The following is a 24,847-nucleotide window of genomic DNA, read 5'->3' as shown; positions in this document are numbered from 1 at the left end:
ACTAAGCATTTCAGTATGACGATGAAAGAAAAAAATTTACAGCCCGTACCGTGCTTATAAACATCGATGGTGCCAACAGGCGGCGTTTTTTTCGCCACGGATGATTAGTAAGATTGATACGACTGGGGTAATAAGGAAAATGAATAATCATCAGCCTCCCGGCGTTGACACCAGCGCCATAACCCGATATTTCTACACGCCTGAAAACGCGTGCATGTGCGCGCAAGCCAGAAGAGGCGCGTCGCCCAGGCAGTGTGTGTGAGGACCCGTATCCATTGATTACACATCAGGGGGAGCGACGCCGAGGTATTAACCACGCGGAGTGGGGCGTATCGACTGCAGGGGCTGAATCCTCTGAGTTGTCACCTGTAACGTTCGCAGTCGAACGTGCCGCAAGGTGGAGCGCTTCTGGGTGACTCGTAGTTGTCCCTTTCTACGTCTGACCCGTTTCTGCTCTTTCCTTGTGCCAAGGCTGAAAGTTAAAACCTGTCACGAGGTAGTCATAGTCATGTCCCAGAATTTAATTGTGGCAAAATTTGGCGGCACCAGCGTTGCCGACTTTGCCGCTATGAACCGCAGCGCCGATGTGGTGTTATCCAATCCTGACGTTCGTCTGGTGGTCCTTTCCGCCTCTGCGGGCGTAACCAATCTTTTAGTTGCTCTGGCTGAAGGCCAGCCGCTGGAGCAGCGCGCCGCGCTGTTGGACGATATTCGTCGTATTCAGTACGCCATTCTGGATGAACTGAAGCAGAGCCAGGTGATCCGTGAAGAGATCGACCGCATGCTGGACAATATTGCTACGCTGGCCGAAGGTGCCGCGCTGGCGACTTCTGCCGCTCTGACCGATGAGCTGGTCAGCCACGGCGAGCTGATGTCGACCCTGCTGTTCGTGGAAATTCTGCGTGAGCGTGAAGTCACCGCTCAGTGGTTTGACGTACGTAAAGTGATGCGTACCACCGACCGCTTTGGCCGCGCCGAACCGGAAGTGGCCACGCTTGCCGAGCTGGCAGCTGCACAACTTAAACCGCGTATTGCCGAAGCGCTGATCGTCACCCAGGGCTTTATCGGTAGCGAAGAAAAAGGCCGGACCACCACCCTGGGCCGCGGCGGCAGCGACTATACCGCTGCGCTGCTGGGCGAAGCGCTGCACGCTGGCCGCGTGGATATCTGGACCGACGTTCCGGGTATCTACACCACCGATCCGCGTGTGGTGCCCGCTGCGAAACGCATTGATGTGATTACCTTCGAAGAAGCCTCAGAGATGGCCACCTTCGGTGCGAAAATCCTGCATCCGGCCACGCTGCTGCCTGCGGTGCGCAGTGATATTCCGGTATTTGTTGGCTCCAGCAAAGATCCGTCCGCGGGCGGCACCATGGTGAGCAATAAAACCGAAAATCCACCGCTGTTCCGCGCGCTGGCGCTGCGCCGCAAGCAGACTCTGCTGACCCTGACCAGCCTGAATATGCTGCACGCACGCGGTTTCCTCGCCGAGGTGTTTAACATTCTGGCGCGTCACAATATCTCCGTTGATCTGATCACCACCTCAGAAGTGAGCGTGGCGCTGACGCTGGACACCACCGGTTCTACCTCAACCGGCGACAGCCTGCTGACGCAGGCGCTGCTGACCGAGCTTTCCTCGCTGTGCCGCGTGGAAGTGGAAGAGAATCTGGCCCTGGTGGCTATTATCGGTAACGAGCTGTCCAAAGCCTGCGGCGTCGGTAAAGACGTCTTCAGCGTGCTGGAACCGTTTAGCCTGCGCCTGATCTGCTACGGTGCCAGCAGCTATAACCTGTGCTTCCTGGTGCCGGGCCAGGACGCTGAACAAGTGGTGCAGGCGCTGCACCGCAATCTGTTCGAGTAACCTCTCATCGGGCCAGTCGCAGCTGGCCCGACACTCCTTTTTTTTGATGCTATGATGCGGCGGGTCGTAATTTCCTCGTTCCGGTAAATACGGCTGTGCTATGGCAAATTTTCAGTTAAATAACACAACATTAAACGCCCCACTCTCCTTTCAGCGACGGCTGGCGGAACATCGCTGCCGGTTTTTGAATCGGCTTATACCGCCAGAGCTGCTGTGGAGATCAAGGGGTTAAAAGGATGCTTTTCTATGCTTGCTACTGTTACCCGACTGTTCCCCCTCTGGGCAGTCCTGCTCTCCGTCGCCGCCTATTACACGCCGACCACCTTTACCGGCATCGGGCCTTACGTCACTTACCTGCTGATGCTGATTATGTTTGGTATGGGCGTGACGCTGAACGTGGATGATTTTAAGCGCGTGCTGACCCGCCCGGCACCGGTCATCGCCGGAACCTTCCTGCACTATCTGGTGATGCCGCTGGCGGCATGGGCGCTGGCAAAATTATTTAATATGCCACCCGATCTTTCTGCCGGGATGATCCTGGTGGGCAGCGTGGCGAGCGGTACGGCGTCAAACGTGATGATCTATCTGGCAAAGGGCGATGTGGCGCTGTCGGTAACCATCTCTTCCGTCTCCGCGCTGGTTGGCGTGTTTGCCACCCCGCTGCTGACCAAGTTCTACGTTGATACGCATATTCAGGTTGATGTCGTGGGCATGCTGCTCAGCATCGTGAAAATCGTGGTGGTGCCGATTGGCCTGGGTCTGATTATTCACCACACCATGAACAGATTAGTGAAGCGCGTGGAGCCGTACCTGCCGGCGTTTTCGATGGTCTGTATTCTGCTGATTATCAGCGCGGTGGTAGCGGGCAGCCAGAGCTTTATTGGTTCGGTCGGCCTGGTCGTGATTATCGCGGTGATCCTGCATAACGCCATTGGCCTGCTGGGCGGCTACTGGGGCGGCAAGCTGTTTGGCTTCGATGAGTCCACCTGCCGTACGCTGGCGCTGGAAGTGGGCATGCAGAACTCCGGCCTGGCGGCCACGCTCGGCAAGCTGTACTTCTCCCCGCTGGCAGCACTGCCGGGCGCGCTGTTCTCGGTCTGGCACAACCTGTCCGGTTCACTGCTGGCCGGTTACTGGTCGGGTAAGGCGATTAAGGATAAGAAGAAGCCGTAATTCGGCTTTGCATTGGTGGCCCGGAAGACCGTGGAGGGAGATTTAGTCGCTTCGCTTCCGTGCCCGGGCGACCGTTACGGTTTTTAACCTACAGCGCCTTCCTGATCCACGGGCAATCGGTGACGGGCGGGTTCGCGGACCGTTGAGCGCAGGGACGCGCGAATCGAGGCCACACGGACGTGTTCACGCCAAGTCCGCGAACCCGCCCGGCACCGATACGCCAGACGACGATATTCCCGCGACACCAACCCGGCACCGACTACGCTAGACACCAAACGTGCAGCGCTCCCAGACACCGATCGAGCAGCGATATCACTCATCGTCTTTATCATCATCCGCCTGTTCCAGCACGCTGTAGGCCACCGCACAGAACAGCGAGTTCAGTCGCTTCATATCGCCCAGCAGCCCCAGGTGCAGCGAACTGGTTTCGATACTCTGCACGTTATGCTGGTGCAGACGGTCGACGTGCGCATGGGAATAGCGGCGGTTGGTGATGCGGAAACGATGTTTAGATCGGCGCAGACGTTTAGCGCTGGTCAAATCGCGGGAGAGGAACACCGACAGGCTGAGGCGCAGATTGCTGGTGAGCAGTTCAAGCTGCGCGTCCAGCTCCTGCATCCCTTCAACGGAGAACGCCCGCCTCGCGGCAAGCGATTTATCCGCCACATCGCCACTCATACGTTCCAGAATATCCCCGGACTGTTCCAGGTTCAGCGCCATCTCAATGATTTCCGCCCAGCGCCGCGAATCCTCTTCCGGCAGGTCTTCCTTCGGCATCTGCGCCAGATAAAGCTTGATCGCCGTGTACAGCACGTCGACATCGTCATCCAGTCTGCGGATCTCCCGATCCTCTCGCAGCTCGCCGTGAATCACCTTGCCGAAGGTCGCCAGCATCTGCTCAAGTACATCCCCCATTCGCAGGGTTTCACGGGCGGCATTCGCCAGCGCCAGCGCCGGGGTATCCAGCGAGCTGGTATCAAGATGCTTCGGCTTCAGCCGCAGGTCGTTTTCAGGCTCTTCGCGGATCAGCCGTTTACAGAGTGCGGCCATCGGTTCGGCGAACGGCACCATAATCAGGCAGCGGATCAGGTTGTAGAAAACGTGGAAGAAAATCACCAGCTCTTCATCACTGACCGGCAGTTTCGCCAGCCACTCTGCCAGCAGATCGACAAACGGCAGCACCATCAGCGAGCCGATAAATTTAAACAGCAGGCTGCCGAGAGCCACGCGTTTCCCGGCGGCGTTTGAAGTACTGTTGTTCAGCATCGCCAGCAGCCCGCTGCCGAGGTTGGCCCCGATCACCAGGCACAGCGCCACCTTAAACGAAATCACGCCGGTGGCGGTCAGCGTGGCGGTGATCAGCACTGCCGCCAGGCTGGAGTAGCTGATAATGGCAAACACCGCGCCGATTAGCGCATCCAGCATCACATCACCGGTCAGCGAAGAGAACAGCACTTTCACCCCGGACGCCTGGGTGATCGGCGCGGCGGCGGCCACGATCAGCTGTAGCGCCAGCAGGATTAACCCAAGGCCAATGCTGGCACGGCCAAGTTGGCCGGCGCGAGTCTGCTTGCGGCCGAGGAAAAATACCACGCCAAAGAAGATAAACAGCGGTGACAGCCAGGAAAGATCGAAGGTCAGAATACGGGCCATCAGCGCCGTCCCGACGTCCGCGCCGAGAATGACCACCAGTGCAGGCGTCAGCCCAACAAGATTCTGGGCGACAAAGGACGTCACCAGCAGCGTGGTCGCATTGCTGCTCTGAACCAGCGCGGTGACGCCGATCCCGGCGAGAAACGCCATCGGTTTTTTTTCTACGCTACGGCTGAGCACCCGACGCAAATCGGCACCGTAAACGCGCATGATGCCGGTACGCACAATGTGGGTTCCCCACACCAGCAGCGCCACGGCAGAAAGAAGATTTAACAGGGTTAACACCGGATATCGACCTCACAACTTCTGTACCATTATCAAACGCAAAGCCGAGCTCACTTTGCATCTCACAGCGGTAAGTTTAGCCGATATACAGAAAAAATCTTTTTTATCAGCGTGATATCAGGCAACTTCCCGCATCGTATGCTTATCCAGCACCAGCCCCACCTGATAACCCGCCGGATGTAAATCGTCCACCGAGCGGTTCAGCACATCCACCAGCAGCTCAACGTCGCCGGCCTGAACCCGGTAGCGAATGACGTTGCCCAGCAGGCTATGACTGATAATCGATGCCGGTATCCCCTGGTCTGGCGGGCACAGCATCATCGATTCGGGGCGGATGGCCACCTGACCACTGAACCGCTGGCCGGTCAGCTGCAATGCCTGTTCGGGGCTGAGCAGATTGTAGTTGCCCATAAATCCGGCGGCGAACAGATCGGCGGGCTGGGTGTAAAGTGCCTCGGCGTTGCCGCTCTGCACAATTTTGCCTTTGTTCATCAGCACAATCCGGTCGGACATCGTCAGCGCCTCTTCCTGATCGTGGGTGACGAACAGCGTAGTCAGATTCAGCTCCTGCTGAATACGACGGATCTGATCGCGCAGATGGCGACGGATACGCGCATCCAGCGCAGACAGCGGTTCGTCCAGCAGCAGCAGGCGTGGACGCGTGACCAGCGAACGCGCCAGCGCCACACGCTGACACTGGCCGCCGGAGAGCTGATGCGGGTAGCGGCGGGCAAAATCCTTCAGCTCCACCAGCTCCAGCGCGTCCGCCACCCGCTGCTGGATCTCGGCGGCGGGCAGTTTTTGCATTTTCAGACCAAACGCGACGTTGCGCTCCACGGTCATATTCGGGAACAGCGCGTAGCTCTGGAACACCATGCCGATGGCCCGCTTCTGCGGCGTGACCGGCACAATATCCTCGCCCTTCAGCAGAATGCGGCCGCTGTCGACGCTGGTCAGCCCGGCGATGCAGCGCAGCAGCGTCGATTTACCACAGCCGCTGGGCCCCAGCAGCGTTACCAGTTCGCCCTCTTCCGCGCTGAATTCAATATCCTGAAAGATGCTGGTCGGGCCATAGCTCTTATTCAGTTGGGTCACAGTTAAATACGACATCTTCAGCCTCGTTCACGATTCAGGGTATTGGCCAGCCAGGTGACCAGCAGGACAACGACGAAATAGGAGATCACCAGCGCGCTACTGAAATGCCCACTGCTGTTGCGCACGTTATAGAGGTAAACCTGTAGCGTTTCATAGCTGGTACCGACCAGCAGGTTAGCGAAGACAAACTCACCGATCAGGAAGGAGAACGACAGCAGCACGGCAATCGTCGCCCCTTTGCGCAGGTTAGGCAGCACCACCAGCAGCGCGGCCTGCCAGGTGCTGGCACCCAGCAGATGCGCGGCATCGATCAGTTCGCGCAGGTTAATCGCCTGCATATTGTTGGCGATGGCGCGGTAGATAAACGGCAGCGCGATGGTGAAGTAGCAGCCAATCAGAATCCACGGCGTGCCGGTCAGCATGAGCGGCGGCGATGAGTAAAGCTGCAGCAGCCCAACCGAAGAGACTACCGGCGGAATAGCAAACGGCAGCAGGATCAGGATATTCATTACTGCGTCGAGTTTCGGGAAGTAGTAAGCGATCACAAACATCGTCGGCAGCACCAGCAGCAGCGAGAACAGCAGCGATCCCAGGCAAATCAGCAGCGAATGCCCAAGCGCGACGAGGAAACGCGGATCGCTCCACAGCTGAATCAGCCACTTGAGGGTTAAGCCGTCGGGCAGAATCGTTGCGCCCCAGCGGGTGGCCAGTGCGTAGAACAGTGTGGCCACCAGCGGCAGCGCGAGGATGATAAACACCAGCCAGACGATAATCCGGTGATAAACGTATTCACTTTTCGACATTGTTCCTCCTGCCTTAGCGCGCGTACTGGTAGCTGCGGCGCACCAGCCACTGATGAACCACGGTGATGATCGACATCAGCACCACCAGCAGCATCGCCAGCGCGCTGCCCATATTAGGGTCGAGCGAAACGTCGCCGGAGACCAGCGCCGCGATACGCACCGGAATAACGTTATAGTTGCCGGTGGTCAGCGCATAAATCGTAGCGTAGGCACCCAGGGCGTTCGCCAGCAGAATCACGAAGGTGCCCACCAGCGCCGGAGCCATTACCGGCAGGCCGATGTGCCGCCAGTAGCGCCAGCGGCTGGCACCGAGCAGCGCGGCCGACTCCTGCCACTCCTTTTTCAGCCCGTCAAACGCCGGATAGAGCAGCAGAATGCCCAGCGGGATCTGGAACCAGGTGTAAACCACAATCAGCCCGTCGGTGGAGTAGAGCTTAAAGCCCTGCATGATTTCGTATTTACGCATCAGCAGCGTCAGGCAGCCGTTCAGGCCGAGCAGGATCACGAAGGCAAACGCCAGCGGCACGCCGGCAAAGTTGCTGGTCATGTTGGTAAAGGACATCAGAAAACGGTGCAGCCTGCCGCCGCCGAGCTGGTGCAGCGAATAGCCGCCCAGCAGCGCGATGATCAGGCCATACACGCTCGACCAGAATGAGATATCCAGCGAGAAGCGTATCGCCTGCTGGTAAAACGTTGAGGTGAGGATGTCGGTATAGTTGGCCCATCCCCAGGCCTCGTTCATTTCGCTGTAGAAACTGTTAACCGCAATCCAGACCAGCGGTGCTATCTGAAACGCGATATAGAACACCGCAAACGGCAGCAGGCAAAGCAGCGCAAGCCCCTTTCCTTTCGTCATGCCAGCTCCCCCGAGCGCAGCAGCGGCGCACAGACCGGCTTATCGTGCTGCACGCCGAGGATCTGACACACCGTGCCGCACAGCTCGGTTTGCTTCGGCGCGGCGTCTTCACGCAGGGAAAACGCGGAACCGAAGACGAACAGCGGTACCTGCGTTTCTTCCGGCAGGGTGCCGCCGTGGCTGCGGTCATCGTTCATACCGTGGTCGGCGGTGACGATCACCTGATAGCCCTGGCGCAGCCACTCCGGCATCCACTGCGACAGATAGCCGTCGGCCATCCGCGCGCGGTTGCGGTACTGAGGGGAAGAGAAACCGTGCTTGTGCCCGGTGTCGTCAATGTTCATTGGGTGGATCAGCAGAAAGTCGGGCTGATGGTTCAGCCGCAGGCTTTCGGCGTCTTCAAACAGGTGCGAATCGGGATAAACGTCATCCGAGTAAAAGTGGCCATACTGAATCGGCAGATCGCTGTCTGCCGTATGGCGATCGCGGGCGGGGACAAACGGCGTGCGGTTGTACAGCTCGCTGACCCAGTGATAGGCGGCCGCCGCGGTGGTCAGGCCGCCCTCACGGGCATAGTGAAATATGCTTTGCTGCGTGCTCAGGCGACTGACGCCGTTGTGAATAATGCCGCTTTTCACCGGCGTAATGCCGGTGAGGATGCACTCATACAGCGGGCGCGAGAGCGACGGCAGCTCGCAGGTGATCTGGTAGCGCTGCCCGTTACCCTGCGCACATTCCGCATGAAGATAGCCCATTGCATCACGTGCAACCTGAAAATTCAGCCCGTCCAGCACTACCAGAATCGTTTTCATCTTGTGACCTTATTGCTTCATGTTAATGATGACGTTTTCCTGCCACATACGCGGCAGCGCTTTCGATGCGTTATCCCAGGCGGCCTGGTCGGCAATCGGATGCGCGTTTTTATACTCGCTTGACGGCAGCAGCTTGGCCTGCACGTCTTCCGGCAGGGTCAGATGCTCGGCGCGGATCGGGCGCGCGTAGCCGCGAGCCAGGTTGATCTGACCGGCGTCGGAGAAGATGTATTCACGCGCCAGCTTGGCGGCGTTCGGGTGTTTAGCGAATTTGTTGATGATGGTGGTGTAGCCGGAGGTGATGGAACCGTCGGACGGGATCACCACTTCAAAGCGGCTGCGGTCAATCTGGTCACGGTAGTTCAGACCGTTGAAGTCCCAGACCACGGCCACCTGAATTTCGCCTTTTTCGATATTGGCAATCACCGGATCGGTCACGCCCAGACGACCTTCTTTCGCCAGATCGCTGAAGAAGTCCAGCGCCGGTTTCAGGTTCTTCTCGTTACCGCCCAGCGCGTAGCTTGCCGCCAGCACGCCGTTCGCCGCCTGTGCCGCGATGCCGACGTCGCCGATGGTGACAACGTATTTGCCTTTTTTCAGGTCAGCCCAGCTGTGCGGGATATCCTTCACCTGGTCTTTATTGATGATGAAAGCGATGGTGCCGGTATAGGCCAGCGCCCAGTGGCCGTCTTTATCCTTCGCCCAGTCAGGGATTTGATCCCAGGTGCTCGGTTTGTACGGTTGGGTTACGCCCTTCTGCACGGCCAGCGGGCCAAATGAAGCGCCCACGTCACCGATATCGGCGCTGGCATTGCTTTTCTCAGCGGCGAATTTGGCAATTTCCTGCGCGGAAGACATGTCGGTGTCGCTGTGTTTAATCCCGTACTTGCTGGTGATATCTTCCCAGGTGCCTTTCCAGTTAGCCCAGCTGTCGGGCATACCGACGCTGTTGACCTGACCTTCCGCACGGGCGGATTTTTCAAGCGCCGCCAGATCGGCGTCGGCAGCCCAGCTGCTGGCCGAAAACGACACAACGATGGCACTGGCTAACACGGATGCGAACAAAGATTTCATACTAATGCTCCAGGTGATAGGGTTAATGGCCTTCTGGACTAGTCCAGCAAGAACCGAGCCAATCTAACCTGGTACAGTGAATGTTTTATGACAGCGCGCGCTGGCTGTGGACTAGACCAGCAACACCTGCCAGGATCGTAAGCGGTAAGGCAAGGCGGGTTACGCGCGATTTATGTGCAGACTCGCACTAATTTGAGGCTCTGATGTGATGAAATCATTAACTGTGGATGTCATTAGCCGGTCGCTGGCCGCCCGTATTCGCCAGGGCGACTTCGCCGACAGCGGACGCCTGCCCGCCGAGCGCATCCTGAGCGAGCAGTTCTCCACCACCCGCATTACGCTGCGTGAGGCGCTGGGCCAGCTAGAAGCAGAAGGGATGATTTATCGCGAACTGCGCCGGGGCTGGTTTATCGCCCCGCCCAGGCTGGCCTACGATCCGCTGCTGCGCAGCCACTTTCACGCGATGGCCGAACGCCAGGGGCGCAGCGCCCGTACCGAGGTGCTGGATGCACAGACGGTGGCAGCGGATGCAGGACTGGCGGCACGGCTGGAGATGCAGGAGGGGGAGGACGTTTACCGTATTCGCCGCCTGCGGCGGATTGATGGGCGCGCGGTGCTGTACGTGGAGCACTATCTGAATCCGCGCTATTTCCCGCAGCTGCTGGAGCACGATTTAACGCGCTCGCTGACCCAGCTTTATCAGGAAGAGTACGGCATTCGCTATGGTCGCGTGGGTTTCACCATGCTGCCCGCGCCGCTGCCGGACTTTGCCGCACCGGCGCTGAAAGTGGCGGCGGGCAGCCCGGCACTGTTTATCACCCGGCTGAACCGTGACCAGCACGACCGGGTGATAGACTGCGACTGCGAATACTGGCGCTATGACGCGCTGTATATTGCGGTAGAGGTGGACTAGTCCGCGTCGTAGCCCAGATTCGGTGCCAGCCAGCGCTCCACCTCGCTGACCGACATCCCTTTACGCTTCGCGTAGTCTTCAATCTGATCGCGCTGTAGCTGGGCCACGGCGAAGTACTTGCTGTCCGGGTGGCTGAAGTACCAGCCGGACACCGCAGCACCCGGCCACATGGCGAAGGATTCGGTGAGCTTCATACCGGTGCAAGCTTCCACATCCAGCAGCTGCCAGATCGTGGCTTTTTCAGTGTGCTCCGGGCAGGCCGGGTAGCCCGGTGCCGGGCGGATGCCCTGGTAGTTCTCGCGGATCAGCTCCTCGTTGCTCAGGTTCTCGGTGGCGGCAAAGCCCCAGATCACCTTACGCACCCGCTCATGCAGGTATTCGGCAAAGCCTTCCGCCAGGCGGTCGGCCAGCGCTTTAATCATAATTTTGTTGTAGTCATCGTGCTGCGCGTCATACGCCTCGGCCAGTGCATCCTCTTCCAGCCCGCCGGTGACCGCAAACGCACCAAGGTAATCGGCTTTTCCGCTGGACTTCGGCGCAACGTAATCAGCCAGGCAGTAGTTCGGGAAGTCCGTTTTCTCTGTCTGCTGACGTAAGTGATGACTCACTTGCAGAATCTCGGTACGTGATTCATCGCGGTAGATTTCAACGTCATCCCCCACGCGGTTAGCCGGGAAAATCCCCACCACGCCGCGCGGATTGAGCGTGCCGTCGGCGCTGAGCTGGTCCAGCATGGCGTTAGCGTCGGCAAACAGGCGCTTCGCCTCTTCACCCACCACTTCATCTTCCAGAATGCGCGGATATTTCCCCGCCAGCGACCAGGTCATAAAGAACGGCGTCCAGTCGATGTAGTTGCGCAGCGTTTCGATGTTAGCACTCACTTCGCTTACGCCCAGCCGGTGCGCTGGCGGTGGGGTGTAGTTTTCCCAGTCAAACGGAAATGCATTATCGCGTGCCGCCTGCAGGCTGACCGGCGGCGTGCGCGGTTTTTTACGCGCGTGCTGGATACGCACCGTGTCGTACTCTTTCCGCGTGCGGGCGACAAAATCGTCGTGCTGGGTCGCCGACAGCAGGGACGACACCACGCCAACGGTACGAGAGGCGTTCTGCACGTAGACCGTCGGGCCGCTGTAGTTCTGCTCGATTTTCACCGCCGTATGCGCCTTCGAGGTGGTCGCTCCGCCAATCAGCAGCGGCAGGGTAAAGCCCTGGCGTTCCATCTCCTTCGCCACGTTGACCATCTCATCCAGCGACGGCGTGATCAGCCCGGACAGGCCGATGATATCGGCGTTAACCTCGCGGGCGGTTTTCAGGATTTTGTCACTCGGCACCATCACGCCAAGATCGATAATTTCGTAGTTATTACACTGCAGCACCACGCCAACGATGTTTTTACCGATGTCGTGCACGTCGCCCTTCACCGTGGCCAGCACGATTTTACCGTTGGTGCTGCCCTTCTCTTTGCTGGCTTCGATATAAGGTTCCAGATAAGCCACCGCCTGCTTCATCACGCGGGCGGATTTCACCACCTGCGGCAGGAACATTTTTCCTTCGCCAAACAGATCGCCGACCACGTTCATCCCGGCCATCAACGGGCCTTCAATCACCTCAATCGGCCGGGTCGAGAGCTGGCGAGCGGCTTCGGTATCTTCTTCAATAAACTCGGTGATGCCTTTCACCAGCGAATATTCCAGACGCTTAGCCACTTCCCAGCCGCGCCACTCGGCCTGCTGCTTGTTGCTATCATCATCGGCTTTGCTGCCGCGGTATTTTTCCGCCAGCTCCAGCAGGCGCTCGGTGCCGTCGTCGCGGCGGTTCTGCACCACGTCCTCAACCGCTTCACGCAGGTCGGTGGGCAGGTCGTCATAAATCGCCAGCTGACCGGCGTTAACGATGCCCATATCCATGCCGTTACGGATGGCGTGATAGAGGAACACCGCATGAATGGCTTCGCGTACCGGATCATTGCCGCGGAAGGAGAACGACACGTTGGACACGCCGCCGGAGATCATCGCGTGCGGCAGTTCGCGCTTGATGTCCTCACAGGCCCCGATAAAGTCCACCGCGTAGTTGTTGTGCTCTTCAATGCCGGTCGCCACGGCGAAGATATTCGGGTCAAAGATAATGTCTTCCGGCGGGAAGCCGACCTCTTCGGTCAGCAGCTTATAGGCGCGGCGGCAGATTTCGATTTTGCGTGCGCGGGTATCCGCCTGGCCAACTTCATCAAACGCCATCACCACCATCGCGGCACCGTAACGGCGCACCAGCCGGGCGTGATGCAGGAACGGTTCAATGCCTTCCTTCATCGAGATGGAGTTAACGATGCCTTTGCCCTGGATGCACTTCAGCCCTTTCTCGATCACCTCCCACTTTGAGGAGTCGATCATGATCGGCACGCGGGCAATATCCGGCTCGCCGGCGATCAGGTTAAGAAAACGCACCATTGCCGCTTCGGCGTCGAGCATCCCTTCATCCATGTTGATGTCGATCACCTGCGCGCCGCTTTCCACCTGCTGACGGGCGACATCCAGCGCTTCGTTGTATTTTTCTTCTTTGATCAGCCGCTTAAACTTCGCCGAGCCGGTAACGTTGGTACGCTCGCCAACGTTAACAAACAGCGTATCGCCGCTGATATTCAGCGGCTCCAGCCCGGAAAGACGACAGGCCACCGGCACGGTCGGTAGCGGGCGCGGGGCCACGCCTTCGACCGCTGCCGCCATTGCAGCGATATGTTCCGGCGTGGTGCCGCAGCAGCCGCCAACGATATTCAGGAACCCGGCTCGCGCCCATTCGCCGATCTGCTCCGCCATAGTGCTGGCATCCAGATCGTATTCACCAAAGGCGTTAGGCAGCCCGGCGTTCGGGTGAGCGGTCACGTAGCCTTCGGCGATGCGCGACAGCTCGGCGACGTACTGGCGCAGCTCGTCCGGCCCCAGCGCGCAGTTAAGGCCGAAGGAGAGCGGCTCTGCGTGGCGCAGGGAGTTATAGAAGGCTTCCGTAGTCTGGCCGGAGAGCGTTCGGCCGGAGGCATCGGTAATGGTGCCGGAGATCATCAGCGGCAGCGTCACGCCCAACGCCTCGAATTCGGTTTGTACGGCGAATATCGCCGCTTTGGCGTTCAGGGTATCGAACACCGTTTCAATCATGATGATGTCTGCCCCGCCCTCCACCAGCGCGCGGGTCGATTCGCGGTAGGCTTCCACCAGTTGATCGAAGGTGACGTTACGGAACGCCGGGTCGTTAACATCCGGCGAAATCGAGCAGGTACGGTTAGTCGGGCCTAACACCCCGGCAACGTAGCGCGGGCGATCCGGCGTTTTTGCCGTCCATTCGTCGGCGCTGGCGCGCGCCAGCTTTGCCGCCACGAAGTTGATTTCTGCCGACAGCGATTCCATCTGGTAATCGGCCATGGCAATGGTGGTGGAGTTAAAGGTGTTGGTTTCAAGGATGTCGGCACCGGCGGCGAGATAGCCGTGATGGATCGCGCTAATCACCTCCGGTTTGGTCAGCACCAGCAGGTCGTTGTTGCCTTTCAGATCGCAGGGCCAGTCGGCAAAGCGCGTACCGCGAAAATCACCCTCTTCCAGCCGGTAGCTCTGGATCATGGTCCCCATGCCGCCGTCCAGCAGCATAATGCGTTTTGCCAGCTGCTGATGCAGCGCTTCAATTTTGTTGCTCACAACCCAGCCCCTTCACTCGTCACTGATGGCACCACTGCCTGCAGGTCATACTGGCACAACTTCTGTGCGGGTAACAGCGGCGGCTGATGAGACATTTTCAGCCAATCGGCAAACTGATCCGACCAGATCGCAACGCGTTGCATTATTAGCCAATAAAACGAAAATGATTTCCATATGGTGAAAAATAAAGGACTCAGATATGGCTACCCCCGTCCCGGTTAAACGCGGCAAAAAACCTCGTACTGCCAGCGCCCAGGCAGCACAACCTGCTGGCCAGGTTCAGTCGTTAACCCGCGGCCTGAAGCTGCTGGAGTTCATTGCCGAATCCCACGGCAGCGTGGCGCTGACCGAACTGGCCCAGCAGGCCGGGCTGCCCAACTCCACCACGCACCGATTACTGACCACCATGCAGCAGCAGGGATTTGTGCGCCAGGTGGGTGATTTAGGCCTGTGGACCATCGGCGCGCACGCGTTTGTGGTGGGCAGCAGCTTCCTGCAAAGCCGCAACCTGCTGGCGCTGGTGCATCCGATGCTGCGCAGGCTGATGGAGGAGTCCGGTGAAACGGTGAACCTGGCGGTGCTGGATCTCAGCGATCATCAGGCGGTGATTATCGATCAGGTGCAGTGTACCCAGCTAATGCGCATGTCGGCCCCGATCGGCGGTAAGCTGCCGATGCACGCTTCCGGCGCGGGCAAGGCGTTCCTCGCCAACCTCAATGAGAAGCAGGTGACCGAGCTGCTGCACCGTCAGGGGCTGCATCACTACACGCCGAAAACGCTGATGTCGCCGCAGAGCCTGAAAGATAACCTGGCGCAGACGCGTAAAGCGGGCTATTCCTTTGATGATGAAGAGCATGCGCTGGGATTACGCTGCGTTGCCGCCTGCATTTACGATGAGCACCGCGAACCGTTTGCCGCGCTGTCGATCTCCGGTCCGATTTCCCGTATCACCGACGATCGCGTCACCGAGATCGGTGCGATGGTGATCAAAGCGGCAAAAGAGATCACCCGCGAATACGGCGGCAGCCACTGACCGCATGCCAGACCGTCTATTGATTGTTTTTCAACGCCGAGGGTTTTAAATGGATAAGGATGTTCAGTACCAACCAATTTGTATGGACAAACTGCGACAGATACGGGTTTCCGCCCGCTCTTTGTCCTCTTCAGACAGCAGGAGAACGCTGAGCGATGCCTGAATCACGCTTATCCCTCGATTGCCGCCTGGTCAGTTCACTGCTGGTCACCGTCTGCCGCTTACTTACCGGCATCCGCTCCCGCTGGCACAGCAAGCCGGAGCCGGAAAAAACCCGCATCTACTATGCCAACCACAGCAGCCACCTCGACGGTTTGGTGATCTGGGCCAGCCTGCCACCGCAGATGCGCACCCGCGTTCACCCGGTAGCGGCGGCGGATTACTGGCTGGGTTCCCGCCTGCGGCGCTATCTGGCGCTGCGGATTTTCGGCGCTGTGCTGGTTGAGCGCCGCCCTGCCGGGGAGCGGGAGGCAAAACCGGCAGAGGATGCGATCCTGCCCATACCGGATTATGAGGCAGGCAGCCCTTCAACAAACAAAGACGTGCTGCTGCCGCTGAAGCAGGCTTTGGACGGCCAGCATTCGCTGATCCTGTTTCCCGAAGGTACGCGCGGCAGCGGCGAGCAGCTCAACAGCTTTAAGAGCGGCCTTTACCATCTCTCCAAAGCCTATCCGCAGGTTGAACTGGTGCCGGTGTGGCTGGATAACCTGAACCGGGTGCTGCCAAAAGGCTCGCGGCTGGTGGTGCCGATTATCTGTAGCGCCACCTTCGGCACGCCGCTGCCTGGCGTCACAGAAGGCGAAGATAAACAGGCCTTTCTGGCAAGGACCAAAGCCGCACTGGAGGCGATTGCACCATGAAAATCTGGGATTCTGAACTGAGCTGGCTGCTGTGCGGCCTGTTTGGCCTGCTGGTGGTGGCCAGCATCATCGGCGGCGTGCTGGCGAAGTTTAAGCAGAATGACACCATCGCCAATCTGAATGCCCGTATTCGCGCCTGGTGGGTGATGTGCATCATCTCCGTGCTGGCGATGACGCTTGGCCCTATCGGGTCGACGGTGCTGTTTATGCTGATGTCGTTCTATGCGCTGCGGGAGTGTGTCACCCTGCTGCCGACGCGCCGCAGCGATCATGAGGCGCTGTTCTGGTGCTTCTTTATCATCCTGCCGTTGCAGTATCTGCTGGTCGGTATCGAATGGTACGGCGTGTTCGTTATCCTGATCCCGGTTTATGCCTGGCTGTTTATTCCGGCCCGGCTGGCGCTGGCGGGGGATACCAGCCACTTCCTGGAGCGTGCGGCCAAAATTCAGTGGAGCATGATGATTGCCGTTTACTGCATCAGCCACGCTCCGGCCCTGCTGATGCTGCAGATCCCCGGCTATGAGCAGCAGAATATCAAGCTGCTGCTGTTCCTGATGATTGTGGTGCAGATTTCCGACGTGCTGCAGTATGTATTCGGCAAGCTGTGGGGCAAGCGCCCGATTGTGCCGAAGCTCAGCCCGAATAAAACGGTCGAAGGCTTTGTGGGCGGCATCCTCAGCGCCAGTCTGGTCGGTATGGGGCTGTGGTGGATAACGCCCTTCGCGCCGTGGCAGGCGTTTCTGATTTCGCTGCTGATCACCCTGCTGGGCTTCCTGGGCGGCCTGTGCATGTCGGCGATCAAGCGCGATCGCGGGGTGAAAGATTTCGGCGCGATGCTGGAGGGACACGGCGGCATGATGGATCGCATTGATTCACTCTGCTTCGCCGCGCCGGTATTTTTCCACGTGGTGCGCTACTTCTACACCTGATTTTCAACTTGCCTGTCCGAGCAGGCCGTCGCCGTAGCGCTGACAAAAGCGCTGCCGGCGGCGGTAGGCAAAGACATCTTCAATATGCCCGTTGCGTATCCGCTGCTGTAACCCGCGCCAGAAATCGGCGCGGAACAGTTCCGCGTGCATATCGTCAAACAATCGCGCTATCTTCGGGTCCGCGCAGAGGTAGTGGCGGAACTCCTCCGGGAAGACATCTTCCGGCGACACGCTGTACCACGGCTCGTGGCTCAGCTCGTCTTCCGGGTAGCGCGGCGGCGGGATGTCGCGGAAGTTCACTTCGGTCATATAACTGATTTCATCGTAGTCGTAGAACACCACGCGCCCGTGGCGGGTAACGCCGAAGTTTTTATACAGCATATCGCCGGGGAAAATATTGGCCGCCGCCAGCTGTTTTACCGCGTTGCCGTACTCTTCTATCGCATCGTGCCGCTGCTGGTCATCCGCCTGCTCCAGCCACAGGTTGAGTGGGGTCATGCGGCGTTCCATATACAAATGGCCGATGATCAACATCTCCCCCTGCTGCTGCAGTTTTTCCGGCACCTCGCGCCACAGGGCGGCCAGCAGATCCGGGCTGAGCCTTGCCTGCTCGATGGCGAAGTTTTCAAACTCCTGGGTGTCGGCCATGCGGCCCACGCGATCGTGCTCTTTGACCAGCTGGTAGCACTGGCGCACCCGCTGCGGCGTGACGTCTTTCTGCGGCGCGAAGGTATCTTTAATCACCTTAAACACCCGGTCGAATCCGGGCAGGGTAAACACCAGCATCACCAGCCCAGGCACGCCGGGGGCGATAACAAACTGCTCGCGGGTAGCGGACATGTAGTTAAGGTATTCCCGGTAGCTTTCCGTTTTGCCGTGTTTCTGGCAGCCAATCGCCATATACAGCTCGGCGGTGGTTTTCCCCGGCAGGATCTCCCGCAGCCACTCCACCAGCGCGGCGGGCAGCGGCGCATACACCATGAAATAGGAGCGGGCAAAGCCAAAGACGATACTGGCTTCGCGGTTGCGGGTCAGGCAGGTGTCAATAAACAGCTCGCCCGCGTCGCTGCGGTGAATCGGCAAAAGGAATGCGCAAACCCCTGACGGCATGCGCAGTTTGGCCACCAGCCACGCCGCTTTATTGCGGTAAAACAGCTCGTTGGCGACCTGCAGCGTTGCCTGCTGTAGATCGCTTTCGCTGAAGTTTTCCCGCAGGTGGCTGATGATAAAAGTGATATCCCTTGCCAGATCCTGCCACGGCAGACGCAGCGGGAGATCGTGCAGCAGACGGTTGAGAAGCGGCTGCCAGCCTGCCGAGGCGCTGAACTCTCGCGCCAGCGGCCGCGGGATCGTACGAAAGCGCCGCTCCGGCTGGGAGCTGAAAATAAACAGCCGTTCCGGCGTCAGCGCCTGATGGCTGAACAAACGACAGTAAACGGAGTTGAAAAAGCTTTCGGCAATTTCAAAGCGTGGATAGTCCGGCAGCAGGCCGGTGTAGATGCTTTTTACCTGCTGTAGAACATCACGGTCTTCCGACTGCGAGCCGGTAATACAGCGCAGCTGTTCAACGACCAGCCCGACGTGGTGATCGTAAAGATGGATACGCGCTTTCATCGCCTGCTGTACCGCCTGCCAGTCAGCCTGTTCGAAGCGCTGCTGGGCACCGGCGGTAATTTCCAGGAAGCGACCATACTGCGCATCGAACCCCTGCAGGATAGTCTGGGCTATCAGCGTTTCCCTCTCTGACATCGTGCACCTCATCAACCGGCTAAACATGTGTGGCGGGCCAGATAGCCCGCCCGTTTATCAGAACTGATCTTCTTCGGTCGAACCGGTCAGTGCGGTGACGGAAGAGCTGCCGCCCTGAATAATGGTGGTCACGCGGTCAAAGTAGCCGGTCCCGACTTCCTGCTGGTGGGAAGAGAAGGTGTAGCCCTTGTCGATGGCAGCAAATTCCGGCTGCTGTACTTTTTCCACGTAGTGGCGCATTCCCTCACCCTGCGCGTAGGCCTGCGCGAGGTCGAACATGTTGAACCACATGCTGTGAATGCCCGCCAGGGTGATGAACTGGTATTTGTAGCCCATGTCCGACAGCGCCTGCTGGAACTGAGCGATGGTGCGGTCATCGAGATTCTTCTTCCAGTTAAACGACGGCGAGCAGTTGTAGGCCAGCAGCTTGCCCGGGAAGCGGGCGTGGATGGCTTCGGCAAAACGGCGCGCCTGGTCGAGATCCGGTTTTGAGGTTTCGCACCACACCATATCGGCATACGGCGCATAGGCCAGCCCACGGCTAATCGCCTGCTCGATCCCGGCTCGGGTGCGATAGAAACCTTCCTGGGTGCGTTCGCCGGTGACGAATTCACGGTCGTACTCGTCACAGTCGGAGGTGATCAGGTCGGCGGCATCGGCATCGGTGCGGGCGATCAGCACCGTTGGCACGCCCATCACATCCGCAGCCAGCCGCGCGGCAACCAGCTTCTGCACCGCTTCCTGGGTTGGCACCAGCACCTTACCGCCCATATGGCCGCACTTCTTCACCGAGGCCAGCTGGTCTTCGAAGTGGACACCGGCCGCACCGGCCTGAATCATTGATTTCATCAGCTCGAAGGCGTTCAGCACGCCGCCAAAACCGGCTTCCGCATCGGCCACGATCGGCAGGAAATAATCCACGTAGCGCGGATCGCCCGGATCAATCTCGTTGGCCCACTGGATCTGATCCGCACGCTGGAAGCTGTTGTTAATCCGTTCCACCACCGACGGTACAGAGTTCACCGGATAGAGTGACTGGTCCGGATACATGCTGGAGGCCAGGTTCGCGTCGGCGGCCACCTGCCAGCCGGAGAGGTAAATCGCCTCGATGCCGGCTTTCGCCTGTTGCAGTGCCTGGCCGCCGGTCAGCGCGCCGAGGCTGTTAACGTAGCCTTTTTTCGCGCCGCCGTTGAGCAGCGCCCACAGTTTTTCAGCGCCGTTCTGCGCCAGCGTACAGGCCGGATTTACCGAGCCGCGCAGTTTCACCACTTCTTCCGCGCTGTAAGGGCGGGTAATGCCTTCCCAACGTGCATCGCGTCGGGATTGTTCGATTTGTTGGATCTGTTGGGTACGTGAGGTCATGGCAATGTTCCTTGTCAGGTTCAGGGAAGTAAGCGGTAGCCGGGTAAGGTCAGGAATTCAACCAGTTCGGATTCGGTCGTGATGCGCTCCATTAATGCGGCGGCCTCTTCAAAGCGGCCCTGCTCGAAGCGCTGGCCGCCGAGCTCTTCGCGGATAACCAGCATCTCTTCGGTCAGCATTTTGCGGAACAGTGCTTCGGTCACGACTTCACCGCTTTGCAGGGTTTTGCCGTGGCGTATCCACTGCCAGATGGAGGTGCGGGAAATTTCTGCCGTAGCGGCATCTTCCATCAACCCGTAGATCGGTACGCAGCCGTTGCCGTTAATCCAGGCCTCGATGTATTGCACCGCCACGCGAATATTGGCGCGCATTCCTTCTTCGGTGCGCTCGCCGTTACACGGGGCCAGCAGCTGTTCGGCGGTGATGGCGGCATCCTGTTCACGCGTCACGTGTAGCTGGTTGAGCTCGTCGCCCAGCGTCTGGTTAAAGACCGCCATCACCGTATCCGCCAGGCCGGGATGGGCAATCCAGGTACCGTCGTGGCCGTTGCTGGCTTCGCGCTGTTTGTCCGCTTTCACCTTGTTCAGCACCCACTCGTTCCGTTCCGCATCTTTGCTCGGAATAAAGGCCGCCATGCCCCCCATGGCGAATGCGCCACGGCGGTGACAGGTTCTGACCAGCAGCCGTGAATAGGCATCCAGGAAGCCCTGATCCATGGTGACCGACTGCCGATCGGGCAGCACGCGGTCAGGGTGATTTTTCAGCGTTTTGATGTAGCTGAAGATGTAATCCCAGCGCCCGCAGTTCAGACCTACGATGTGATCGCGCAGGCTCCAGAGGATCTCATCCATCTGAAAGACCGCCGGCAAGGTTTCGATCAGCAGAGTCGCCTTAATGGTGCCGCGCGGCAGATCGAAACGATCTTCGGCATAGCTGAATACCTCACTCCACCAGGCGGCTTCCTGATACGTCTGCGTTTTCGGCAGGTAAAAATAGGGGCCGCTGCCTTTCGCCAGCAGAGCCTCGACGTTGTGGAAGAAGTAGAGGGCGAAGTCAAACAGGCTGCCCGGGATCGGCTCTCCTCGCCAGGCGACGTGTTTTTCCGGCAGGTGCAGGCCACGCACGCGGCAGATCAGCACCGCCGGGTTCGGCTTCAGCTGGTAGATCTTTCCCGCTTCATTGCTGTAGCTGATGGTGCCGTTAACCGCATCGCGCAGGTTGATCTGCCCGGCGATCACTTTGTCCCAGCTCGGCGCCAGCGAATCTTCAAAGTCGGCCATAAACACGTTGACGTTGGCATTCAGGGCATTGATCACCATCTTGCGCTCAACGGGGCCGGTAATTTCCACCCGGCGGTTCTGTAAGTCCCGCGGGATGCCACGAATTTGCCAGTCATCATTTTTAATGGAAGTCGTTTCCGAAATAAAATCAGGCAGCTCACCGGCATCGATTTTACGCTGAGTTTTCGCGCGTTCCGCCAGCAGCGCATTGCGCTTTGGCGTGAAGCGCGTCACCAGCTCGGTAAGGAAATCGACCGCGGCATCCGTGAGAATTTCGCGTTCCTGCTGGCCAGGCTGGCGCTGGAAGGTGAGTTCCGCGCTGATTAGCTGTTGTGTCATACCCCTGCTCCTGTCAGTTTCGTCCGCCTGGCGTGACGATCGTTAAGTGGACAATCTTTAACCCGCAGGATCAAAATATAAACAGTTAATTTTCAAAATCAAAAACTATTTCCATTTTAATTACAAAATGAATTCAATTAATTGATTTATATGACAATAAAAATACTTAAAGATAAGAAGGTATTTTCATCATGATTTTTAGGTGTGATAACAGGGATCGATTCAGCAGATCGCAACTGGAGAGATTGGATTAAAGTTGGGGGAATGGCATAGAAATGAGGATGGAGATCCACCCGATCGCAGGAATCAGCTTAGCGTAGAGACGTGAGATCGGGCGAGGTAAAACTAGTCCAGCGTTGGGTTCATATGGCGCAGATCGAATGGTGTGATCTGGTAGACATAGTAGTTTAACCAATTTGAAAACAACAAGTTGCCGTGACTTCTCCAGCTCGCGCTGGGTGGAAGCTCGGGGTTGTCCTGCGGGAAGTAATTGTAGGGGATTTCAGGATTTAATCCCGCGTCGTAGTCGCGGTGATATTCACCCGAGAGCGTCAGCGCATCATATTCCGGGTGCCCGGTTACGAAGGCAAGGCGCTTATCCTTACTGGCAAACAAATAAGCACCGGTTTTTTCAGATTCGGCAAAGATTTCCAGATCGGTGTAATCACGCAGGATCTGCGCCGGGAAGTCGGCATAGCGTGAGTGAGGCGCCAGGAAGGTATCGTCAAAACCTCGCGTCAGCAGCGCATGCGGATGCAGGATCTGATGCTCGAATACGCCGGATAATTTGTTTTCCCGCGTCTGCTTCGGAATGCCGTAGAGGATGTTTAACGCGGCCTGTACCGCCCAACAGACAAACAGCGTGGAGGTCACGTGCTCCCGCGCCCAGTGCAGGACCTGCTGGATCTGCGGCCAGTAGGCAACATCGCAGAAATCGACCAGTCCGAGCGGTGCACCGGTGACGATCAGCCCATCATAGTTATCGTGTTTAATATCTTCGAAATTGCAGTAGAAGTTATTCAGGTGCTCGCTGGGCGTGTTGCGGGACTCACGGCTGTCGATGCGCAGCAGCTGAATATCAATCTGTAACGGCGAGTTGGAAAGCAGACGCAAAAACTGATTTTCAGTTTCGATCTTCTTCGGCATCAAATTTAGTACCAGCACCTTCAAGGGACGGATCATCTGAGTGCTGGCACGAGTTGACGTCATAACAAAGACGTTCTCATTGCGCAGAAAACTCACGGCTGGTAATTCATCAGGTACCCTGATCGGCATGGTCAACTTCCTCACTACATACGTTTATACGTTTAGACATCCAGATGCCTGAAGATAGCGTGATGCATAACAAAAGTCGAGTTGTTCATATGATAGTTGAAAATGTTTCAGGGTGAGGAGCAGCCAGCGGAGACCGTTGCGTATTATCACGACAGTGTGCGTTCAAAGCTGGCTGGAGGGGAAACTCAGAAGTCGTAGCTCAGGCGTACAAAGTTCACATCGCCCTGCCTGTCAGTGCTGGAGGTAAACATATGCTCATAGTCAACGCTGAAACCATAGGCAAAGGCCAGCAGGAGACCTAACCCGTTGTCGATGCGCTTATAGTTCCTGCCGCTGACGTATTCCAGCCGGTCGCCCATAAAGAACGGCTGTACGGTTTTCAGCCCTGCGCGATCGATATTAAAGTTGTAGCCGGCGTAATATTCAACGCCCCACGCATTGCCGGCAAAGTAGTTATCCGTTCGGCTGGATTCTGTTTGCAAGAAGTTTTTATACCAACCGCCACCGACGGCGAAGGTCCAGTTATCAGGCACCCAGCTAAGGGCAGCGCCCATAATATGCTGGTTATAGGTTTTATCATCGTCAGCGCCAGGATGCTTAATGGTTGCACGCGTTTCATTCCACGCCATGCCCAGGCTGAGATCGTCGGCGATATGGTAGTCAAAACCCAGCGATCCTCCGCCTTTACGGCGATAATGCGTGCCATCCCCCACGACATATTCGCTATCTGGAAATAACCAACCCGCATACAGATCGACGCTGCCGTAACTGTTTTTAAACTTCAGCTGTTTACGCGGGCGGTATGAACCGTCATAGGCCCCATTGATACCGACTCCTGATGCCTGGGCGAGCATATCATCGTCCCACAGGTCGGTTTTTGCCGCGACAACATCATAGTAGACGCTGGTTTGCTGGCCGATGGTTAACTCACCCATATCATCGGCTTTCAGCCCGGTAAAGAGCATGCGCCTGGTGGTATAGGTACTGCCTTTGTCGTAGTGGTTTTTCCAGTGAAACAGGGCGGGCGTGTTCAGGCCGAACTCATAGTAGGTATACCAGCTTACGCCATCACGCAGATAATAGTCCGCGGCAAAGCCAAAGCGGGTTTGATTATCGCCATCATCGAAGCCATTACGCTGATAGGAGCCTTTATCACTGTCGCCCATCACGTCATTGAACTGTGGACGGATGCTGCCGTTTACGGAGAGATTAAGCCGATTTAGCCAGTCCGGGTTGTCTCTGTCCTGCTGTAAAAGCGTAATTTCCGCGCAAATTTCGGAACTCCAGCAAGAAAAAATCAGCAGACCGGCACAGGCAACATATCTTTTTTTAGATGCGAACATGTATTCCTCAACTTCCCTTTTTGAGGTTGATTGTTATATGCAGTCTATTTTGGGTGAAAAGCGTGGGAATGTTGGGGATATTTTGTGCGCAGGCTGCGTCAGGAAGCATGTTCTGTGGTCCATCGATGTGCAAAAACTATTCGATTACTGCTGATATCTTCGCCGCAGTCACTATTCCCGGAGGGTTTCAATGAGTAGAGCGCCCCCTGTTTAAACAACACCGCTGAGGATGCTGGTTTTATTACTGAGAGCAGGATTATAGCGCTGGATAGCAGTACAGAGAATACAGACTACTGGATTGTAAAAGGGTCACTTCAGGTGGGATTCTGAACGGCGTAAACGCAAAAAGGCCATCCTTACGGATGGCCTTCTGCTTTATTTGATGCCTGGCAGTTCCCTACTCTCGCATGGGGAGGCCCCACACTACCATCGGCGCTACGGCGTTTCACTTCTGAGTTCGGCATGGGGTCAG

18 protein-coding genes, 1 rRNA gene and 1 riboswitch are annotated in these 24,847 nt (G+C 57.7%); of the genes, 6 read left to right on the top strand and 13 right to left on the bottom strand.

Translation table 11 applies throughout. The features are described 5' to 3' along the window. Positions 1–223: 223 nt before the first annotated feature. Positions 224–416, top strand: a riboswitch (Lysine riboswitch). A 92-nt stretch (positions 417–508) separates the two neighbouring features. Together lysC and panS are read left to right on the top strand one after the other, a co-directional pair. Next, on the top strand, positions 509–1,861 hold the full coding sequence (gene lysC, locus JOE09_RS09920) for a lysine-sensitive aspartokinase 3 (RefSeq protein ID WP_105595821.1): 1,353 nt from the start codon (positions 509–511) through the stop codon (positions 1,859–1,861). 246 nt (positions 1,862–2,107) lie between these two features. Continuing rightward, a complete protein-coding gene (panS, locus tag JOE09_RS09915; protein ID WP_205065656.1) occupies positions 2,108–3,034 on the top strand; it encodes a ketopantoate/pantoate/pantothenate transporter PanS in 927 nt (308 codons plus the stop codon). Between the two features lie 312 nt (positions 3,035–3,346). Here panS and JOE09_RS09910 read toward each other — a convergent pair whose 3' ends face one another. The 6 genes from JOE09_RS09910 to JOE09_RS09885 form a co-directional block, all read right to left on the bottom strand. Then, on the bottom strand, positions 3,347–4,972 hold the full coding sequence (locus JOE09_RS09910) for a sodium-dependent inorganic phosphate transporter (protein ID WP_205065655.1): 1,626 nt from the start codon (positions 4,970–4,972) through the stop codon (positions 3,347–3,349). A 117-nt stretch (positions 4,973–5,089) separates the two neighbouring features. Next, a complete protein-coding gene (locus tag JOE09_RS09905) occupies positions 5,090–6,082 on the bottom strand; it encodes an ABC transporter ATP-binding protein (RefSeq protein WP_205065654.1) in 993 nt (330 codons plus the stop codon). Between the two features lie 2 nt (positions 6,083–6,084). After that, complete coding sequence (locus tag JOE09_RS09900; protein WP_205065653.1) at positions 6,085–6,870, bottom strand: ABC transporter permease; 786 nt, start codon at positions 6,868–6,870, stop codon at positions 6,085–6,087. A 13-nt stretch (positions 6,871–6,883) separates the two neighbouring features. Beyond that, positions 6,884–7,726: an ABC transporter permease gene (locus JOE09_RS09895; protein WP_105595786.1), complete on the bottom strand. Its 843-nt coding sequence runs from the start codon at positions 7,724–7,726 to the stop codon at positions 6,884–6,886. Further along, on the bottom strand, positions 7,723–8,538 hold the full coding sequence (locus tag JOE09_RS09890; protein WP_205065652.1) for an alkaline phosphatase family protein: 816 nt from the start codon (positions 8,536–8,538) through the stop codon (positions 7,723–7,725). Before JOE09_RS09890 ends, JOE09_RS09895 begins: the two co-directional genes overlap by 4 nt. A 9-nt stretch (positions 8,539–8,547) precedes the next feature. Further along, complete coding sequence (locus JOE09_RS09885) at positions 8,548–9,612, bottom strand: ABC transporter substrate-binding protein (protein WP_205065651.1); 1,065 nt, start codon at positions 9,610–9,612, stop codon at positions 8,548–8,550. Between the two features lie 208 nt (positions 9,613–9,820). On the opposite strand from JOE09_RS09885, the gene JOE09_RS09880 reads away from it, so the two are divergent. Continuing rightward, on the top strand, positions 9,821–10,525 hold the full coding sequence (locus tag JOE09_RS09880; protein ID WP_205065650.1) for a UTRA domain-containing protein: 705 nt from the start codon (positions 9,821–9,823) through the stop codon (positions 10,523–10,525). Here JOE09_RS09880 and metH read toward each other — a convergent pair. After that, a complete protein-coding gene (gene metH, locus JOE09_RS09875; RefSeq protein ID WP_205065649.1) occupies positions 10,522–14,205 on the bottom strand; it encodes a methionine synthase in 3,684 nt (1,227 codons plus the stop codon). The two genes, JOE09_RS09880 and metH, sit on opposite strands and share 4 nt — an antisense overlap. Before the next feature lie 199 nt (positions 14,206–14,404). Between metH and iclR the strand changes: the two genes are divergently transcribed. The 3 genes from iclR to JOE09_RS09860 all read left to right on the top strand — a co-directional run bounded on the left by iclR (position 14,405) and on the right by JOE09_RS09860 (position 17,027). Continuing rightward, a complete protein-coding gene (gene iclR / locus JOE09_RS09870) occupies positions 14,405–15,238 on the top strand; it encodes a glyoxylate bypass operon transcriptional repressor IclR (RefSeq protein ID WP_105595781.1) in 834 nt (277 codons plus the stop codon). Positions 15,239–15,393: 155 nt separating this feature from the next. Further along, positions 15,394–16,098 (top strand): lysophospholipid acyltransferase family protein, encoded by a 705-nt coding sequence (locus JOE09_RS09865; RefSeq protein WP_205065648.1) that lies wholly within the window; start codon positions 15,394–15,396, stop codon positions 16,096–16,098. Further along, on the top strand, positions 16,095–17,027 hold the full coding sequence (locus JOE09_RS09860) for a phosphatidate cytidylyltransferase (RefSeq protein ID WP_105595779.1): 933 nt from the start codon (positions 16,095–16,097) through the stop codon (positions 17,025–17,027). The genes JOE09_RS09865 and JOE09_RS09860 overlap by 4 nt, the downstream gene beginning before the upstream one ends. A 3-nt stretch (positions 17,028–17,030) precedes the next feature. Here the strand turns inward: JOE09_RS09860 and aceK are convergent, their stop codons facing one another. The 6 genes from aceK to rrf form a co-directional block, all read right to left on the bottom strand. Continuing rightward, on the bottom strand, positions 17,031–18,776 hold the full coding sequence (aceK, locus tag JOE09_RS09855) for a bifunctional isocitrate dehydrogenase kinase/phosphatase (RefSeq protein ID WP_200543011.1): 1,746 nt from the start codon (positions 18,774–18,776) through the stop codon (positions 17,031–17,033). A gap of 57 nt (positions 18,777–18,833) precedes the next feature. Then, positions 18,834–20,138 carry an isocitrate lyase gene (gene aceA, locus JOE09_RS09850; protein WP_205065647.1) on the bottom strand — a complete coding sequence of 435 codons (1,305 nt, stop codon included), beginning with the start codon at positions 20,136–20,138 and terminating at the stop codon, positions 18,834–18,836. Between the two features lie 20 nt (positions 20,139–20,158). Beyond that, a complete protein-coding gene (aceB, locus tag JOE09_RS09845; protein ID WP_205065646.1) occupies positions 20,159–21,757 on the bottom strand; it encodes a malate synthase A in 1,599 nt (532 codons plus the stop codon). A 345-nt stretch (positions 21,758–22,102) separates the two neighbouring features. Next, a complete protein-coding gene (gene metA, locus JOE09_RS09840; protein ID WP_105595775.1) occupies positions 22,103–23,032 on the bottom strand; it encodes a homoserine O-acetyltransferase MetA in 930 nt (309 codons plus the stop codon). Positions 23,033–23,217: 185 nt separating this feature from the next. Then, positions 23,218–24,375, bottom strand: a complete 1,158-nt coding sequence (locus JOE09_RS09835) for a porin (RefSeq protein ID WP_205065645.1) — start codon at positions 24,373–24,375, stop codon at positions 23,218–23,220. 384 nt (positions 24,376–24,759) lie between these two features. After that, a 5S ribosomal RNA gene (rrf, locus tag JOE09_RS09830) occupies positions 24,760–24,847 on the bottom strand; the annotation flags it as partial.

It is taken from the genome of Pantoea coffeiphila, from assembly GCF_016909495.1.
Classification (GTDB): Bacteria; Pseudomonadota; Gammaproteobacteria; order Enterobacterales; family Enterobacteriaceae; genus Erwinia; species Erwinia coffeiphila.
Note: the sequence above shows the minus strand (reverse complement) of the source record. Positions and strands in the feature narration are given on the sequence as shown.